The sequence below is a fragment of the Paracoccus salsus genome, assembly GCF_021556615.1.
GTDB classification, from domain to species: domain Bacteria; phylum Pseudomonadota; class Alphaproteobacteria; order Rhodobacterales; family Rhodobacteraceae; genus Paracoccus; species Paracoccus salsus.
The window spans coordinates 555,160-570,571 of record NZ_JAKGGD010000002.1 but is presented as its reverse complement, the minus strand read 5'-3'; the positions used below and the strand labels follow the sequence as shown (position 1 = coordinate 570,571).

Sequence of the window (15,412 nt, the reverse complement as noted above, 5' to 3'; positions counted from 1 at the left end):
AAGCGGCGTTCGCTGATTGCGAACGGCCGCAAGCCGGCTATGGTTCCGAGCATGAGTTGGACGATCAGCGATATCCGCACCTTCCTGGCCGTGCTGGACGCCGGCAGCATCTCGGCCGCGGCCGCGCGGGCCGATCTGTCGAAATCGGTGGTCAGCAAGCGGATCAGCGATTTCGAGGCCGCGCTTGGCGTGCCGCTGTTCGTCCGCCATGCCGGGCGGATCGCGCCCACCGACAACGCCCACGCCCTGGCCGAGCGCGTCCGGCCGGCGCTGGCCGAGCTGCTGGCGGCCACCGAAAGTGTCGCCGACCCCCAACTTCCGCTGCGCGGCAGGCTGGCGATCGCCGCCCCGATGAGCTTTGGGATCCGCCATCTGGGACCGCTGATTGCCGGCTTCGCGCGGGCCCATCCACAGCTGGACATCGTTCTGGACTATGATGACCAGCTGACCGACCTGGGACGGGCAGGCTTTGATGTGGCGTTGCGGATCGGGCACATGAAGGACAGCAATCTGATGGCGCGGCGGATCTGCGAGGACCCGCATGTGCTGGTCGCCAGCCCGGATTACCTTGCGATACAGGGCGCAGTCGCCGAAGCCGAGGACCTGGCCCGCCATCGTGCCATCGGTTACCTGAACGCCCGCCTTGCCGAGATATGGCCCTTCGGACCCCAGGTGCCACCCCCGCCGGTCGGCCGCATCACCGCCAATAACGGCGAGGCGATGCGGGATCTGGCGATCGGCGGGCTGGGCGTTGCGCTGTTGCCGCTGTTCATCGTGCATGACGCGCTGCGAGACGGCCGGCTGGTCCGTTTGCTGCCGCAACTGCCGCAACGCCCCTTGCCGGTCAGTCTGGTCTGGCCCCCGATCAGGCCGATGCCGCGCAAGACGCGCGCCTTCATCGACCATCTGGCCGGTGCCTTCGCCGAGATCCCGCCCTGGCAGCGCGGACTTGACGGTGACAGGACGAGCGGGCGGGCCGGGTGACGCGCAAGGCAAGCGGCGACCAGTCGAAGCCGGGCCTGGCGCCGCCGCCGCCATCGCATGACGAGCGCTCGATCCCGACCGGCAGGCAGGGATGGATCGCGCCGATCATGCGCGCGCAAGCGACCGCGCCCTGGGGCGAACAACCGACCCGGCGCGACGCGATGGCCTGCGACAGCTGACGGCGCCGTCCCGGATTCGCCGTTGGGTCATGTGGCGGACCACACGCCTGTCCGGCTGCGGACCGAGGCGAGACCGTCATCCACACGGGCGGCCATGCCGGTCCGTCACGCCGGGAGGTCCGCCACCGGCCCATTGCCGGTGGCGGCGGCCGAGGGGCTTGCTCCCCGGACCTCCCCGGCTATCCTCGTCGCGAAGACGAGCGCAACATGACCGCTCGGCAAGCCGGAGGGAATCATGCTGGTCGATCCGAATGCCCCGTTTTTTCGCGCGCTGTGGGTTCGGGTCCTGTGCGTCGCCCTGCCGCTGATCTGGGCGGGGATCGAGCTGTATTTCAACAGCCCGATCTGGGCGATGCTGTTCGCGGCGGGAGGCGTCTATCTTGGGCTTGCACTGTTCGTCTGGCGCAAGCCCGACGCCTGAAAGCCGGCTTTCGTCAGGCGTCGAGGCGCGGCTTTCCCTCGAGCCATGCAAAGCCGTTCGCGGGCAGTGTCAACGTCGCGGCCTCCAGCGTCGCGCGCGAGGGGCCGGCCAGCGCGGCATCGTCCGATACCGTCAGCGTCGCGGGCGTCCTGGAGAGGTTGTAGACGCAGGTCAGCGCGCCCTTGTCATGGCTGCGGCGGAAGGCCAGAATCGGCTCTGGCAGGTCAAGGAATTCGGTTTCGCCCCAGCGCAGTGCCGGCTGCGACTTGCGGAAGGCGATGACCGCGCGATAGGCGGCCAGCACGCTGTCGCTGCGGTCCTGCTGGGCCGCGACCGCGCGCGCGGCCTGCGGTGCCTTGACCGGAAGCCACGGCTCGCCGCTGCTGAAGCCGGCATGCGGGCTGTCATCCCACACCATCGGCGTGCGGCAGCCGTCGCGGCCCTTGACCTCGGGCCAGAAGCGCAGCGCCGGCGGGTCGGTCAGTTCGGAATAGACCAGCTCGGTTTCGGTCTGGCCCAGCTCTTCGCCCTGATAAAGGCAGATCGTCCCCGGAAACGACATCAGCATCGCCGCCGCCTGGCTGGCCAACAGGTCGGCGTCGGCCGCATGCTTCAGCCAGCGGGTGACGTGGCGGGGCACGTCGTGGTTGGAAAAGCTCCAGCAGGAATGGCCGTCGGGTGCCCCGTCGTGAACGCCTTCGATCGTGTGGCGGAAATGCCGGGCGGTGAATTCCGGGCTGAGCATCTCGAAGCTGTAGCACATGTGCAGCCGGTCCCTGCCCGCCGTGTATTCGGCCATGATGCGGATCGCCGTCTCGCCGCCGTCACCGACCTCTCCGACCATCATCCGGTCGTCATACTCGTCGGTCAGCGCGCGCATCCGTTTCAGGAAGGCGATGTTGTCGGGGCGGTTCTTCGAGTAGAGATGCTGCTGGAAGCCGTAGGTGTCGGGTCCCTCATGATCGGGGTTCGGCGGGTTGTCGCGCAGGTTTTCGTCGTGGAAGTAGTAGTTCACCGTGTCCAGCCGGAAGCCATCGACGCCGCGATCCAGCCAGAAGCGCATCGTCTCGAGCAAGGCGTCCTGCACCGGCATGTGGTGGAAGTTCAGGTCGGGCTGCTCGATCAGGAAGTTGTGCAGATAGTATTGCCGCCGGCGCGGTTCCCATTCCCATGCGGGGCCGCCAAACACCGAGGGCCAGTTCGTGGGCGGCGTGCCATCGGGGTTCGGATCGGCCCAGACATACCAGTCGGCCTTCGGATTGCTGCGGTCCTGGCGTGATTCCTCGAACCAGGGATGGTTGTCGCTGGTGTGGCTGATGACCTGGTCGATGATGACCTTCAGGCCCAGATCATGCGCGCGTTCGACCAGCGTGTCGAAATCCTCAAGCGTGCCGAACAGCGGATCGATGTCGGTATAGTTCGACACGTCATAGCCCATGTCCTTCATCGGCGAGGTGAAGATCGGAGAAAGCCAGATCGCGTCGGCCCCCAGCGCGGCGACATGATCGAGACGCCGCGCGATGCCTTTCAGATCGCCGATCCCGTCTCCGTCATCGTCCTGAAAGCTGCGCGGATAGATCTGGTATATCACCGCGTCCCGCCACCATTCTGTCATCGTTCCGCCCCCCTCTGCGCTGGATTCGCTTCTACTCAAGCATGACTATAGCCGGATGACAAAGGAGATGTTAGCGTTAACCACGGCATTGCCCGAATCCGAACGAGGGCTAAAGTGGGATACGGAGGTGACGTGGCAAAGCTGACACATCTTGAGCCGGCCGAGCTTGCGCGGTTGCGTGAGGGGCGCTGTGATCGACCGTTCGATCTGCTGGGCCCGCACAGGCAGGGTCGCAGCGTCCGGGTCACGGCGTTCCTGCCCGACATCGCCGCGCTGAGCGCGATCACAGCCAGCGGCGAGGTTCCACTCGATCGGGTCGAGGGCGATCTGTTCGCGGGCAGCATCGGTGCCGGACCCTATCGCCTGAAGGCGCGCACGGGCGGCGGCGTCGAATGGGAATTCGACGATCCGTATCGTTTTGGCCCGGTGCTGGGCGATCTGGATACCCATCTCATCGGCGAAGGCACGCATCGCCGGCTGTGGCATGCGCTGGGCGCGCATCCGATCACGCATGAAAAGGTTGCCGGCACGCATTTCGCGGTCTGGGCCCCGAATGCGCGGCGCGTCTCGGTCGTCGGGCCTTTCAACCAGTGGGACGGGCGCCGCCACCCCATGCGGCGCGTCGGCGGCAGCGGCGTGTGGGAGATATTCCTGCCCGGCATCGGCGATGGCGAGCTTTACAAATACGAGATCCTGGGAGCTGACGATTCGGTCATGCAGAAGGCCGACCCGGTCGGCTTCGGCAGCCAGCACCCGCCTGAAAAGGCCAGCGTGGTGCGCGATATCGGGGGCTATGGCTGGCATGACGCGGCGTGGATGTCGGGGCGCGCGACGGCGCAGGACCGCCATGCGCCGATCAGCATCTACGAGGTGCATCTTGGCAGCTGGCGCCGCCGCTGGGACCAGGACGGCCAGCCCTTGTCCTACAAGGAACTGGCCCGCGACCTGGTCGCCTATGCCACCGACATGGGCTTCACCCATCTCGAACTGATGCCGGTCAGCGAGTTCCCGTTCGACGGATCATGGGGGTATCAGCCGGTCGGGCTGTATGCGCCGACCATCCGCTTCGGCACGCCGCACGAGTTCCGCGACCTGGTGGACGCCGCGCATCAGGCGGGGCTGGGCGTGCTGCTGGACTGGGTTCCCGGGCATTTTCCGACCGACGCGCATGGGCTTGCGCGGTTCGACGGCACCGCGCTTTACGAACATGCTGACCCGCGCGAGGGGTTCCACCAGGACTGGAACACCCTGATCTACAATTACGGCCGGACCGAGGTGCAGAACTTCCTGATCGCCAACGCCTTGTACTGGCTGCACGAATACCATGTCGACGGGCTGCGCGTGGATGCGGTCGCGTCGATGCTGTATCGCGACTACTCGCGCAAGGACGGCGACTGGCTTCCGAACAGGCATGGCGGGCGCGAGAATCTGGAGGCCATCGCCTTCATGCAGACCATGAACACCGTCACCTATGGCGAGCTGCCCGGAATCCTGACCGCGGCCGAGGAAAGCACATCCTTTCCCAAGGTCTCGGCGCCGGTCGATGCCGGCGGGCTGGGCTTCGGGTTCAAGTGGAACATGGGCTGGATGAACGACACGCTGCGCTACATGCAGCAGGACCCGGTGCATCGCAGATATCACCACGACCAGATGACCTTCGGGCTGATATACGCGTTCTCGGAAAACTTCATCCTGCCGATCAGCCATGACGAGGTGGTGCACGGCAAGGGCAGCATGCTGCGCAAGATGCCCGGCGACGAATGGCAGCAATTCGCCAATCTGCGCGCCTATTACGGTTTCATGTGGGGCCATCCGGGCAAGAAGCTGCTGTTCATGGGCTGCGAATTCGGCCAGCCCGAGGAGTGGAACCACAACGGCGAACTGAACTGGCGCGCCGCCGAACAGCCGTTGCACAGGGGCGTGCAGTCGCTGGTGCGCGATCTGAACCGTCTTTACGCCGACACCCGGGCGCTGCACCTGAAGGATTGCGAAGCCGACGGTTTCGAATGGATCGCCAGCGATCCGGCGCAATCCACCTATGCCTGGGTGCGGCGCGGCGACAGCGGCGATCCTCCGGCGGTCGTGGTCTGCAACATGACCCCGGTGCCGCGCGAAGGGTTCAGGATCGGTGTGCCGCGGGCGGGCCACTGGCGCGAGGCGATCAACACCGACGCCGCCGTCTATGGCGGCAGCGGCATGGGCAACCTGGGCGGCGTCGAGGCCGATGGCGCGGCGCAGGACGGCCAGCCAGCCTCGATGGCGGTGACATTGCCGCCGCTTTCGGTGGTGATCTTCGTTGCCGGGTCCGGAACCGAAACCGGGTCGGAATGAGCTTGCAGGGGAGAATGTTGAGATGGTCGAAACGAAAAGACTGACCCGCCGCGCGATGGCCTTCGTGCTGGCCGGCGGGCGCGGCAGCCGTCTGAAGGAACTGACTGACCGGCGGGTCAAGCCGGCCGTCTATTTCGGCGGCAAGACGCGGATCATCGACTTCGCGCTGTCGAACGCGATGAATTCCGGCATCCGCAAGATCGCGGTCGCGACCCAGTACAAGGCCCACAGCCTGATCCGCCACTGCCAGCGCGGCTGGAACTTCTTTCGCGCGGAACGCAACGAATTCCTGGACATCCTGCCCGCCAGCCAGCGCGTGTCCGAAGACCACTGGTATCGCGGCACCGCGGATGCCGTGACCCAGAACATCGACATCGTGGACAGCTATGACGTGGATTACATCGTCATCCTGGCCGGCGACCATATCTACAAGATGGACTACGAGATCATGCTGCGCGAGCATGTCGAAAGCGGCGCGGACGTGACCATCGGCTGCCTGAGCGTCCCGAGGATGGAGGCCAGCGCCTTCGGCGTCATGGCGGTCGACGGGACCGGGCGCATCACCTCGTTCCTTGAAAAGCCCGCCGATCCGCCGGGCATGCCCGATGATCCGGACAAGGCGCTGGCATCGATGGGCATCTATGTCTTCAGCTGGAAATTCCTGCGCGACCTGCTCAGGCGCGATGCCGAGGACAGCAATTCCAGCCATGATTTCGGCAATGACCTGATCCCCGACATCGTCAGGAACGGCAAGGCCATGGCCCATCGCTTTGATGTTTCCTGCGTGCGCCAGCCGGGCGAGCCGGCCTACTGGAAGGATGTCGGGACCGTCGATGCCTTCTGGCAGGCCAATATCGACCTGACCGATTTCACGCCAGAGCTGAATCTGTGGGATCAGGACTGGCCGATCTGGACCTATTCCGAAAGCGTGCCGCCGGCCAAGTTCATCCATGACGAGGCCGACCGCCGCGGGGTCGCGATCTCGTCGATGGTGTCGGGGGGCTGCGTCGTCTCGGGGACCGAGATCCGCAACTCTCTGCTGTTCACGCAGGTGCACACCAATTCCTACGCCTCTCTGGATCACGTCGTCGCGCTGCCCTATGTGACCGTGCATCGCCGCGCGCGGCTGACCCGCGCGGTGATCGATCGCGGCGTCACCGTTCCCGAAGGGCTGGTAGTCGGTGAAGACCCGGCCGAGGACGGCAAGTGGTTCCGCGTCAGCGAGGGCGGCGTGACGCTGATCACCCAGGGGATGCTGGACAGGCGGGCGGCAAGTCTGTGATGCGGGTGCTGTCGATTGCTTCGGAATGCGCGCCGCTGGTCAAGACCGGCGGTCTGGCCGACGTTGTCGGCGCATTGCCGGCGGCGCTTGCCGGGCAGGGGGTGCAGATGCGGACCCTGCTGCCGGGCTATCCGGCGGTGCTGTCGGCATTGAAGGACGCGACGCCGGCCGCGGATTTCGAGGACCTGTTCGGCGGCCCCGCGCGGCTGCTGTCGGGACGGGCTGCGGGGCTGGACCTGCTGGCCATCGACGCGCCGCATCTGTTCGCGCGCGAGGGCAACCCCTATCTGGGGCCGGATGGCAACGACTGGCCGGACAACCCGGAACGCTTTGCGGCACTGTCATGGGTCGGCGCGCAGATCGCCGCCCGGGGGGCGGCGGGCTGGCGTCCGCAGATCGTCCACGGTCATGACTGGCAGGCGGGATTCGTGACCGAATATCTGCGCCGGATGGACGCGCGGGATGTCCGCAGCGTGCTGACCATTCACAACATCGCCTTCACCGGTCCCGCCGATCCGGTGCGCTTGCACGCGCTGCGCCTGGACCCCGCGCGGTTTCACAGCGAGGGGTTCGAATTCTGGGGCGGCATCTCGGCGCTGAAGGCCGGGCTGATGGGCGCCGACCGGCTGACCACCGTCTCGCCCACCTATGCCTCGGAACTGATGACGCCGGAATTCGGGATGGGGCTCGACGGCGTGATCCGCCACCGACGCGATGCGCTGACCGGCATCCTCAACGGCATCGACGAGGTCGTCTGGAACCCGGCCACCGACCCCGCGATCGTGCCGTTCACAACCGCTTCAGGCAAGGCCGCGAACAAGGCCGCGCTGCGGGCGGAAATGGGGCTGCCCGACAGCGACGGCCCACTTTGCGTGATCGTTTCGCGGATGACCCATCAGAAGGGGCTGGACCTGGTGCTGCAGGCGCTGCCCGCGCTGCTGGATGGCGGCGGCCAGCTTGCCGTCCTCGGCTCGGGCTCGCCCGAGTTGCAGACCGCTTTCCGGAACGCCGCGCAGGATCCTCGTGTCGCGGTGCGCATCGGCTATGACGAGGCCTTCTCGCACCGGCTGATCGCGGGCGGCGACGCGATCCTGGTGCCGTCGCGGTTCGAGCCTTGCGGCCTGACCCAGCTTTACGGCCTGCGCTATGGCACCGTCCCGCTGGTCGCGCTGACCGGCGGGCTTGCCGATACCGTGATCAACGCCTCGCCCGCCGCGCTGGCGCGGGGCGTCGCCACCGGCATCCAGTTCTGGCCGGTGACGGCCGATACGCTGCGTCTTTCGCTGACGCGGCTTTGCGCCCTTTACAAGGATGGCGAAACATGGTCCCGGCTTCAGGCAAACGCGATGGTGCAACCGGTCGGCTGGGATCAGTCGGCCAAGGCCTACGCCGCCCTCTACGCCGAGCTGACCACGACCGAATGAACGACAGCCACGTGATTGCCGCCGGGCACCCGACGCCTCTGGGCGCCACCTTCGACGGCGCCGGTGTGAACTTCGCCCTCTTCTCGCAACATGCCGAGCGTGTCACGCTGTGCCTGTTCGACAAGCGCGACCGCGAGACCCGGTTCGACCTGCCCGAACGCGACGGCCATGTCTGGCATGGCTATATCCCTCAGCTCGGGCCCGGGCAGAAATACGGCTACCGCGTCCACGGGCCCTACAAGCCGCATGAAGGCCACCGCTTCAACGCCCACAAGCTGCTCATCGACCCCTATGCCAAGCGCCTGACCGGCACCCCGGCCAGCCACGACGCGCTGTTTGGATACCGCGCGGACCACGCCGATGCGGACCTGTCCTTCGACCGCCGCGACAGCGCCCACCACATGCCGAAATCGGTGGTGGTCGATCCCAGCTTTGCGTGGCGGACCGATCGGCCGCTGCGCTACCCGCTGACCGACACGATCATCTACGAGGCGCATGTCAAGGGCATGACCGCCGGCCGCGCCGACATCCCCCATGCCGGGACCTATCTGGCGCTGGCCTCGGACCCGATCCTCGAACACCTGAACAGACTGGGCGTGACTGCCATCGAATTGCTGCCGGTCCACGCCTTCACCGACGACCGGTTCCTGACCGACAAGGGGTTGCGGAACTACTGGGGCTACATGTCCTATGGCTTCTTCGCGCCCGAGCCGCGCTACATGCGCGACGGCGAGATCGCGGAATTCCAGCAGATGGTGGCGCGCTTTCATCAGGCCGGGATCGAGGTGATCCTGGACGTGGTCTACAACCACACCGCCGAGGGCAACGAGATGGGCCCGACCCTCTGCTTCCGGGGTCTCGACAACGCCGCCTATTACCGCCTGGCCGCGGACCCGCGCTACTATGTGAACGACGCGGGAACCGGCAATGTGCTGAATCTCGACAGCCCCTTCACCCTGCGGCTGGTGATGGACAGCCTGCGCTACTGGGTCGAGGTGATGCATGTGGACGGGTTCCGCTTCGACCTGGCCTCGGTGCTGGGGCGCACGCGCGGGGTCTTCGACCGCGACGCACCGCTGTTCCGCGCCATCCGCCAGGACCCGGTGCTGAACCGCGTCAAGCTGATCGCGGAGCCTTGGGATATCGGCGAAGGCGGCTATCAGCTGGGCAGCTACCCGGCGCCCTTCGCGGAATGGAACGACCGCTATCGCGACCAGATCCGCGGCTTCTGGCGCGGCGATGCCGGGCTGATCGGCAAGCTGGCCAAGCGGGTCGCCGGCTCGGCCGCGCGCTTCGACCATGACGGCCGGCCCGCGACCTCCAGCGTCAATTTCATCGCCGCCCATGACGGCTTCACGCTGATGGACACGGTCAGCTACACCAGCAAGCACAACGAGGCGAATGGCGAGGGCAACCGCGACGGCCACAACCACAACGTCTCGGACAATTGCGGTGCCGAAGGGCCATCCGACGACCGGCCTGTGCTGGCCTGCCGCGCCCGCCGCCGACGCAACCTGATGGCCACGCTGCTGCTGTCGCAGGGCACGCCGATGATCCTTGCCGGGGACGAGCTGGGCAATTCGCAGCAGGGCAACAACAACGCCTATTGCCAGGACAACCAGATCGGCTGGATCGACTGGGATGGCGCCGATCAGGGCTTTCTGGATTTCTGCCGGCGGGTGATCGCGTTCCGCAAGGCCCATCCGATCCTGCGCCAGAAGCGCTTCCTGCACAGCCAGCCGCGGGAACAGGACGGGTTGCCCGACCTGTTCTGGCGTCGCGCCGATGGCGCGCCGATGACCGACCAGGACTGGAACGACCCCGAATTGCGGCTGCTGGCGGCCGAGATGCGGATGGCCTCGGGAACGCCCGCCTATGCCGCGCTGCCCGGCGCGGTCTTCGTGGTCTTCAACGCCGGGACCGAGGCGCAGGTGCAACTGCCCCGGACGCCCGCCGGCGTGCATTGGCGCCGTCAGCTTGACAGCGCCCGCGACGGCGACGTGGATGCCCCCGCCGACGAGGTCGAGACCATCGCGGCGAACGCCGTCACCGCGTTCGTGCTGAGCGATCCGGGCTCCATGTTGTGAGGCCCTCGCCCGCCCCGTCCGCCATCTTCGACATGCGGCTGGCGCGCAGCGCGCCCGACCTGTGGCCGATGCTGCAACGCCTCTATGGCGAGCGCGCCGACTACGCCGAGTTCTGCGCCCAGCTGGAGCAGACCCTGCGTGCGTCGTGGAAAGCCCGGCCCGCCGACCTCAAGCGCCTGGATCTGGCCCGCGATCTGGAACCCGACTGGTTCCAGCGCGCCGGCATGGTCGGCTATGTCTTCTATATCGACCGCTTCGCCGGCGATCTTCCGGGCGTGCATGAGCGGCTGGACTACCTGACCGACCTGGGCGTCAGCTATGTCCACCTGATGCCCTGCCTGATGCCGCGTCCCGGCGACAGCGACGGCGGCTATTCGGTGATGGATTACCGCCGCATCAACCCCGAATACGGCAGCATGGCCGACCTGACGCGGCTGGCCGGCAATCTGCGGGCGCGCGGCATGTCGCTGTGCGTCGATCTGGTGCTGAACCACACCGCCAGGGAACATGACTGGGCGCGGCGCGCGGCGGCGGGCGAGGCCGAGTTTCAGGACATGTACCTGATGTTCGACGACGAGACGCGGCCCCGCGCCTACGGCCAGACTCTGGTTGATATCTTTCCCGACACCGCGCCCGGCAGCTTCACCCACTACCCGGAATTCGGCAAATGGGTCTGGACCACCTTCAACGAACATCAATGGGACCTGAACTGGTCCAACCCGCGGGTCTTTCTCGAGATCGTGCGGATCATGCTGAACCTTGCCAACAAGGGCGTGGATGTGCTGCGCCTGGACGCGGTCGCCTTCATGTGGAAACGCATCGGCACCACCTGCCAGGGCCAGCCCGAGGTGCATGTGCTGCTGCGCGCCCTGCGCGCCTGCACCCGCATTGCCGCCAGCGCGGTGATCCATCTGGAAGAGGCGATCGTCGGCCCGGCCGAGATGCTGACCTATTTCGGGCGCGGCGAGCATGACGGGCGCGAGGGCAATCTGGCCTATCACAACAGCCTGATGGTCCAGTACTGGGGCGCGCTGGCCACCCGCGACACCAGGCTGATGACGCATGTTCTGCGGACGCATTTTCCCCCCGCGCTGACCAACGCGACCTACGCGACCTATATCCGCTGCCACGACGACATCGGTTGGGCTGTCACCGACGAGGACGCCCGCGACCTGGGGTTTTCCGGTCGCGCCCACCGCGCCTTCCTGTCGGATTTCTACGATGGCAGCTATCCGACCAGCTTCGCGCGCGGCGCGCTGCTCCAGTTCAACCCCGAGACCGGCGACAAGCGCATCTCGGGCAGCTTCGCGTCGCTGGCAGGGCTCGAGGCGGGCTTGCAGTCGGGCGATCCGCAGGCCGCCGGCCTGGCCATCGACCGCATCCTGATGGGCCACGCCCTGATCGCCAGCTTCGGCGGCATCCCGCTGATCTACATGGGCGACGAGATCGGGCTGCTGAACGACGACAGCTATCTGGACGATCCGCACCACGCCGCTGACAGCCGCTGGATCCACCGGCCGGCGATGGACTGGGACCGCGCCGCCCGCGCCGGTGCCGACCCCACCACGCCCGAGGGCCGGATTCTGGCCGGAACCCGCGCGATCCTGCACCGGCGGCGGGCCGTGGACCGCCTGCATGGCGGGCATCCGACCGAAATTCTCGACAGCGGCAATGCCGCGATCTTCGCATGTGCCCGCCGCGCGCCGTCGGGCAGTATTCTCTGTCTTTTCAATTTCACCGAAAGCTGGCAACAGATTTCCGGGTCGTGGCTGCGCTATCACGGCCTCACGGAGATGCGCGACCTCTTGTCGGACATGATGGTGGCGCTGCATGACGACATGCTGCTGCTGCCCCCCTATGGCCGTGTCTGGATGTCCTGATCTTCAACGCCGCAAGAGGCCCGATTTGACCCAGTTTCCTTCCGCACAGGATCTTCGCGACCAGATCCTTTATCACTTGACCCACACCCAGGGCCGCGGCACGGAATTCGCCACGACCTTCGACTGGCGCCTGGCGGTCAGCTACACGATCCGCGACCTGATCGTGACGCCGTGGATGGCCGGCATCCGCGCCGCCCGCGACCAGGGCGCCAAGCGGGTCTACTACCTGTCGATGGAATTCCTGATCGGCCGGATGCTGGGCGACGCGATCATCAACCTGGGCCTCGACGACCTGATGGATGAGGCGCTCGAGACGCTGGGCCTCGACAAGCAGGAAATCCTCGACGACGAACCCGACGCGGCACTGGGCAATGGCGGGCTGGGCCGGCTGGCGGCCTGTTTCATGGAATCGCTGTCATCGCTGAAATGCCCCGCCCTCGGCTATGGCATCCGCTACGAACATGGCCTGTTCCGCCAGCGATTCGAGGCCGGCCAGCAGGTCGAAACCCCCGAGGACTGGCTGAACCAGCCCCATCCCTGGGAATTCGTCCGTCTCGACTACAGCTTCACCATCGGCTTCAAGGGCCATGTCGAGACCGTGGACGGCCGCGCCGTCTGGCATCCGGGCGAAAGCGTGGTCGCGCGCGCCTATGACACGCCGGTGATCGGCTGGAAGGGCGAATGGGCCAACACGCTGCGGCTGTGGGGGGCGCATCCGACGACGCTGTTCGACCTGCACCGCTTCAATGCCGGCGACCATGCGGCGGCCGCCGAGCCCGAGGCGCTGGCCCGCACGCTGTCGCGCGTGCTCTATCCCGACGACGGCACCGAATCGGGCAAGGAGTTGCGGCTCAAGCAGGAATATTTCCTGACCGCCGCCGCGCTTCAGGACATCCTGCGCCGCTTTCTGGCCGAACATGACGACCTGTCCCTGTTGCCCGAAAAGGTCGCGATCCAGCTGAACGACACCCATCCCGCCATCGCCGGGCCGGAACTGATCCGCCTGTTGATGGACGATCACGGGATGGATTTCGCCCGGGCGCTGGAACTGGCGCGCGGAACCCTGAACTACACCAACCACACGCTGCTGCCCGAGGCGCTGGAACGCTGGTCCACATGGCTGATGGGCCGGGTGCTGCCCCGTCACATGCAGATCATCCAGATGATCGACGACGACCACCGCAAGACCAGCGGCCGGCCCCAGCATGTCGGCATCGTCAGGCACGACCAGGTTCAGATGGGAGAGCTGGCCTTCATCATGGCGGGCCGTGTGAACGGCGTCTCGGCGCTGCATACCGAACTGGTCAAATCGACCGTCTTCGCGGATCTGCACAAGCTGCATCCCGACCGGATCGTGAACGAAACCAACGGCGTCACGCCGCGCCGCTGGCTGCGGATGTCGAACCCGGCGCTGTCGGCGCTGCTTGACGAGACGATCGGCGACGGCTGGACGGGCGATCTGGACCAGTTGCAGCGGCTGGAACCCTTTGCCGATGATGCGGGCTTTCTCGACCGGCTGCACGCCGCCAAGCGCGCCAACAAGGTCTGGCTGTCCGACGGGCTGCTGGCCGGGCTGGGCGTCAAGGCCGACCCGGACGCGATCTTCGACGTGCAGGTCAAGCGCATCCATGAATACAAGCGCCAGTTGCTGAACATCCTCGAGGCGATCGCGCTGTGGCGGCGCATCCACGATGACCCGAACGGCGACTGGACGCCGCGCGTCAAGATCTTCGGTGGCAAGGCCGCGCCCGGCTACTGGCTGGCCAAGACCGTGATCCACCTGATCAACGACGTCGCTGCCACGATCAACACCGACCCGGTGACGCGTGACCTGCTGCAGATCGCCTATCCGCCCAACTACAATGTCTCGATGGCCGAGGATCTTGTCCCGGCAGCCGACCTGTCCGAACAGATCTCGACTGCCGGCAAGGAGGCATCGGGCACCGGCAACATGAAATTCACCATGAACGGCGCGCTGACCATCGGCACGCTGGACGGTGCCAATGTCGAGATCCGCGACCATGTCGGGGCCGGGAACTTCTTCCTGTTCGGCCTGACCGCGGACGAGGCCGACAAGCTCCGTGCCATCCCCGGCCATGCCCGCGCCGCCATCGAGGCCAGTGCCGATCTTCGGGCCGCCTTGCAGATGGTCGCCGAGGGCCGGTTCTCGGGCGGCCGCGCCGATCCGTATTTCTCGCTTCTGGACCGCACATGGAACGATGACCCGTTCCTTGTCACGTCGGATTTCGATGATTATTTCGGCACCCAGCGCACGGTCGATGCGGCGTATCGCGACAGCGCCGGCTGGGATCGGATGGCCGCGCTGAACATTGCCCGCTCGGGCTTCTTTTCCTCGGATCGCACGATCCGGGGCTACATGCGCGACATCTGGCATATCGCGCCGATCGGCAGCTAGAGAGACGCGTTCCTGGTGCGGCCCGCCGACGGGCACGATCATCTGGATGCGCGGCGCGGCCTGTGCCAAGGTCCGGCTTCGGGCGGTTGGGGGAAGGCGATCCCGGATGACGCCCGGCGAATGACAACATGTCTTGCAGAGGTGGCCCAGCCGTCATGATGCGCAAGTTCGAGGCGCCGAAAGGCAAGGTGATCTTCCAGCCGGGGCAGGACTGCCCGGGCTTCGTGACCCTGTCGGCGGGAACGATCAAGGTGACGCTGACCGGCGCAAGCGGGCGCGAGGTCGTGCTTTACCGCGTCCGGCCCGGCGATGTGTGCCTTCAGACATTTTCCTGTCTGGTCGAGGGGAACAGCTACAGCGCCGAGGGTGTGGCGGAAACCGACCTGGAAGGCGACCTTGTCCCGGCCGAGGATTTCCAGAGGCGGCTTGCCCAGGACGATGCGTTTCGCAGCCGGATCATGCATTCGGTCGCGTCACGGTTCTTCGAATACCAGTTGCTCATCGAAGAGGTGGTCCTCACCAGCTTCGACGCCCGGCTGGCCAAGGTGTTGTTGCGGCTTGCCGACGCAAGCGGCAAGGTGACGGCGACACATGCGGCACTGGCCTCGGAAACGGCCTCGGGGCGGGCCTATGTCTCGCGCAGACTGTCTGAATTCTCGCGGCGCGGCCTGGTCCGGCAGATGGCGGACGGTGTCGCGCTGCTCGACAGGCCGGCCCTGGAACGAATTGTCGCAGATCCGCGGTGACTTTGTCACCGTCCTCGCGGGGCGACGATCCCTATGCTTGGGCATCA

At 66.4% G+C, this 15,412-nt stretch carries 11 protein-coding genes; 10 read left to right on the top strand and 1 reads right to left on the bottom strand.

Going from position 1 to position 15,412, the window contains the following annotated elements:
* Window positions 1-51: 51 nt before the first annotated feature.
* The 3 genes from L1965_RS06045 to L1965_RS06035 all read left to right on the top strand — a co-directional run bounded on the left by L1965_RS06045 (window position 52) and on the right by L1965_RS06035 (window position 1,584).
* A complete protein-coding gene (locus L1965_RS06045; RefSeq protein WP_235755496.1) occupies window positions 52-984 on the top strand; it encodes a LysR family transcriptional regulator in 933 nt (310 codons plus the stop codon).
* Window positions 981-1,163 carry a hypothetical protein gene (locus L1965_RS06040; protein WP_235755495.1) on the top strand — a complete coding sequence of 61 codons (183 nt, stop codon included), beginning with the start codon at window positions 981-983 and terminating at the stop codon, window positions 1,161-1,163. Before L1965_RS06045 ends, L1965_RS06040 begins: the two co-directional genes overlap by 4 nt.
* A gap of 235 nt (window positions 1,164-1,398) precedes the next feature.
* Entirely contained in the window at window positions 1,399-1,584 is a 186-nt protein-coding gene (locus L1965_RS06035) for a hypothetical protein (protein ID WP_241865429.1), read from the top strand.
* 13 nt (window positions 1,585-1,597) lie between these two features.
* Here the strand turns inward: L1965_RS06035 and L1965_RS06030 are convergent, their stop codons facing one another.
* Window positions 1,598-3,199, bottom strand: a complete 1,602-nt coding sequence (locus L1965_RS06030; RefSeq protein WP_235755494.1) for an alpha-glucosidase — start codon at window positions 3,197-3,199, stop codon at window positions 1,598-1,600.
* Between the two features lie 141 nt (window positions 3,200-3,340).
* Here L1965_RS06030 and glgB point away from each other — a divergent pair, with 141 nt between their 5' ends.
* The 7 genes from glgB to L1965_RS05995 all read left to right on the top strand — a co-directional run bounded on the left by glgB (window position 3,341) and on the right by L1965_RS05995 (window position 15,365).
* Window positions 3,341-5,530, top strand: coding sequence for a 1,4-alpha-glucan branching protein GlgB (glgB, locus tag L1965_RS06025; RefSeq protein WP_235755619.1), 2,190 nt, complete (start codon window positions 3,341-3,343; stop codon window positions 5,528-5,530).
* A 22-nt stretch (window positions 5,531-5,552) separates the two neighbouring features.
* Window positions 5,553-6,812 carry a glucose-1-phosphate adenylyltransferase gene (gene glgC / locus L1965_RS06020; RefSeq protein WP_235755493.1) on the top strand — a complete coding sequence of 420 codons (1,260 nt, stop codon included), beginning with the start codon at window positions 5,553-5,555 and terminating at the stop codon, window positions 6,810-6,812.
* On the top strand, window positions 6,809-8,236 hold the full coding sequence (gene glgA / locus L1965_RS06015) for a glycogen synthase GlgA (protein ID WP_235755492.1): 1,428 nt from the start codon (window positions 6,809-6,811) through the stop codon (window positions 8,234-8,236). Before glgC ends, glgA begins: the two co-directional genes overlap by 4 nt.
* Window positions 8,233-10,323, top strand: coding sequence for a glycogen debranching protein GlgX (gene glgX / locus L1965_RS06010; RefSeq protein ID WP_235755491.1), 2,091 nt, complete (start codon window positions 8,233-8,235; stop codon window positions 10,321-10,323). Before glgA ends, glgX begins: the two co-directional genes overlap by 4 nt.
* Window positions 10,320-12,203, top strand: a complete 1,884-nt coding sequence (locus L1965_RS06005) for an amylosucrase (protein ID WP_235755490.1) — start codon at window positions 10,320-10,322, stop codon at window positions 12,201-12,203. The genes glgX and L1965_RS06005 overlap by 4 nt, the downstream gene beginning before the upstream one ends.
* A 25-nt stretch (window positions 12,204-12,228) precedes the next feature.
* On the top strand, window positions 12,229-14,619 hold the full coding sequence (locus L1965_RS06000; protein ID WP_235755489.1) for a glycogen/starch/alpha-glucan phosphorylase: 2,391 nt from the start codon (window positions 12,229-12,231) through the stop codon (window positions 14,617-14,619).
* A 155-nt stretch (window positions 14,620-14,774) separates the two neighbouring features.
* Window positions 14,775-15,365: a Crp/Fnr family transcriptional regulator gene (locus L1965_RS05995; protein WP_235755488.1), complete on the top strand. Its 591-nt coding sequence runs from the start codon at window positions 14,775-14,777 to the stop codon at window positions 15,363-15,365.
* Window positions 15,366-15,412 lie beyond the last annotated feature (47 nt).

Coding starts and splice junctions, on each gene's coding strand:
- L1965_RS06035 (WP_241865429.1), top strand. CDS start 1,399: ATGCTGGTCGATCCGAATGCCCCGTTTTTTCGCGCGCTGTGGGTTCGG.
- glgX (WP_235755491.1), top strand. CDS start 8,233: ATGAACGACAGCCACGTGATTGCCGCCGGGCACCCGACGCCTCTGGGC.
- glgC (WP_235755493.1), top strand. CDS start 5,553: ATGGTCGAAACGAAAAGACTGACCCGCCGCGCGATGGCCTTCGTGCTG.
- L1965_RS06045 (WP_235755496.1), top strand. CDS start 52: ATGAGTTGGACGATCAGCGATATCCGCACCTTCCTGGCCGTGCTGGAC.
- L1965_RS05995 (WP_235755488.1), top strand. CDS start 14,775: ATGATGCGCAAGTTCGAGGCGCCGAAAGGCAAGGTGATCTTCCAGCCG.
- L1965_RS06030 (WP_235755494.1), bottom strand. CDS start 3,199: ATGACAGAATGGTGGCGGGACGCGGTGATATACCAGATCTATCCGCGC.